We start from the raw sequence: 2283 nt of genomic DNA on the forward strand, positions 1-2283 counted from the left end.
CGGCCGCGATCGCCACCCCGCTGCACACCGCCGACCTGCACCGGGGGCCGCTGCCGGAGCTCGCCCGTGCGTCCGCGGCCGCCGGTCCGCGAGCGCCGGGCGAGCCCGCCCCGGTGGTGGAGGTGGAGCTGACCGTCGCGGGGGACCCGAAGGTCCACACCTCCCGGGGCGGCACCGTCGGCGGGCAGACGCTCCTGACCGTGGACGCGGTGGCCGACCGTGTCACCCCGCTCCCGGACGGGCGGAGCACCCGCACGCGTACGCCGGTGACCGTCATGGCCCGAGGGGCGGAGGGCGAGCCCTGGCAGCGGCTGCTCCCGTCCCAGCGGCTGGCCGTGGAGGCCGAGGTACGGCCGGCGGGGGAGGGGCACGACACCGAGTCCGCCGCGCTGCTGGTGGTCCACGGGGCGCCCCGGCAGCTGGCGCCGCCGAGCCTGCCGCAGCGGATCGCCGGGCGCCTCCGTGAAGGCCTCCGCACGGCCACCGACGGACTTCCTGCGGATGCGCGCGGGCTGCTCCCGGGGTTGGTCGTCGGCGACACCTCGCGACTGCCCGACGACCTCGACGACGCCTTCCGGGCCACCGACCTGGTTCACCTGGTGGCGGTCAGCGGGGCCAACCTGGCGATCGTCCTCGGTGCGCTGCTGGGAGCACCCGGGCAGGCCGGCACCCCGGAACGGCGCGGGCTGGCCGCGGTGCTGGGGCTGTCACTGCGCACCGGCGCGCTGCTCGGCACGGCTCTGACGCTGGCCTTCGTCACCGTCTGCCGGCCCGAGCCCAGCGTGCTGCGGGCGGCCGGGACGGGACTGATCGGCATGCTGGCCCTGGCCACCGGCCGTCCCCGCAAGGCCGTGCCCGCGCTCGCCGGGGCCGTCCTGGTGCTGGTCCTGCTGGACCCGTTCCTGGCGCGCTCGTTCGGCTTCTTGCTCTCCGTGCTCGCCACCGCCGGGCTGCTCGTCCTGGGGCCGCACTGGGCCGAAGCCCTGCGGGCCCGCCGCTGGCCGCACCACCTGGCAGGCGCGTTCGCCGCGACGGCGGCCGCCCAGGCGCTGTGCGCGCCGGTGACGGTGGTGCTGTCCGGGCACATCAGCCTGGTCGGCATCCCCTGCAACCTGCTGGCAGAGCTGGCAGTGGCCCCGGCGACGCTGCTCGGCTTCGGGGTGCTCGCCCTTCAGCCGCTCCTTCCGGCCCTGGCCCGCCTGCTTGCGGAACCGGCCGGGCTGCCGGCCGGCTGGCTGGCCCTGGTCGCACGGCGCGGCGCCGAGGTACCAGGTGGCCAACTGACCTGGCCCGGCGGGTGGTTCGGTACGGCGACGGTCGCGCTGGCCGTCCTGGCGGCTTGCTGGGCGGCGCCGCTCCTGCTGCCCCGACGGCGGGAGCCGGGCAGTCCGGTGCCGGTGCCCGCCCGGCGGCGCTGGGCGCGGGCGCTGGTGACGGCAGTGCTGATGCTGGTTCTGCTGGCCGTGCTGCTCCGCCCGCCGCAGCTCATCCGGATCGCCACCGGCTGGCCGCCGCCGGGGTGGCGACTGGTGATGTGCGACATCGGGCAGGGGGACATGCTGGCCCTGGCGACGGGGGAGCCGGACAGCGCGGTGGTGATCGACGCCGGGCCGGACCCGAACGCCGCCGACCGATGCCTGCGCGACCTCGGCGTCACGACCGTCCCCTTACTCCTGCTGACGCATTTCCATGCCGACCACGTCGAGGGCGTGCCGGGGGTGTTGCGGGGCCGCCGGGTCGGCGCCGTCGAGGGCACCACGCTGGACGACCCGCCGGGCGAGGCGGCCCGGGTGACGGGCTGGGCCGCCGGGGCCGGCCTGCCGCTACTGAGAGCGGGTCGGGGTGAACGGCGCTCCGTCGGGGCGGAGTTGGCCTGGGACGTGGTGTGGCCCGTCCCCGGTGCGGCTGCCGAGGCGCCCGGACCGAACAACGCAAGCGTCGCATTGATGGTGTCACTGACAGGAGGACTACGGATGGCACTGCTCGGAGATCTCGAACCGCAGGCCCAGTCGGCCCTGCTGGGCCGACTGGGGAAGGTCGACGTCGTGAAGGTGGCGCACCATGGATCGGCCCACCAGGACTGGGACTTGGCCGGTGCGCTGCGGCCCCGGCTGGCCCTCGTCTCCTGCGGTGAGGGCAACCCGTACGGTCACCCGTCCCCGAAGACGGTCGACCACCTGCGCGCACTCGGCGCCACCGTTCTGCGCCCCGATCGGGAGGGGGCCATCGCGGTGACGGGCGACTCACCGGCCCCCCTCGGCGCGGCCGTCCACCCCCAACCCG

1 protein-coding gene is annotated in these 2283 nt (G+C 76.4%); it reads left to right on the forward strand.

Annotated elements, in window-relative coordinates:
- A partial coding sequence (locus AE652_RS25275; protein WP_049655444.1) for a ComEC/Rec2 family competence protein occupies positions 1-2283 on the forward strand: 2283 nt, incomplete at both ends.

It is taken from the genome of Kitasatospora sp. MY 5-36 (genome assembly GCF_001182915.1).
In the GTDB taxonomy this organism is placed as follows: domain Bacteria; phylum Actinomycetota; class Actinomycetes; order Streptomycetales; family Streptomycetaceae; genus Kitasatospora.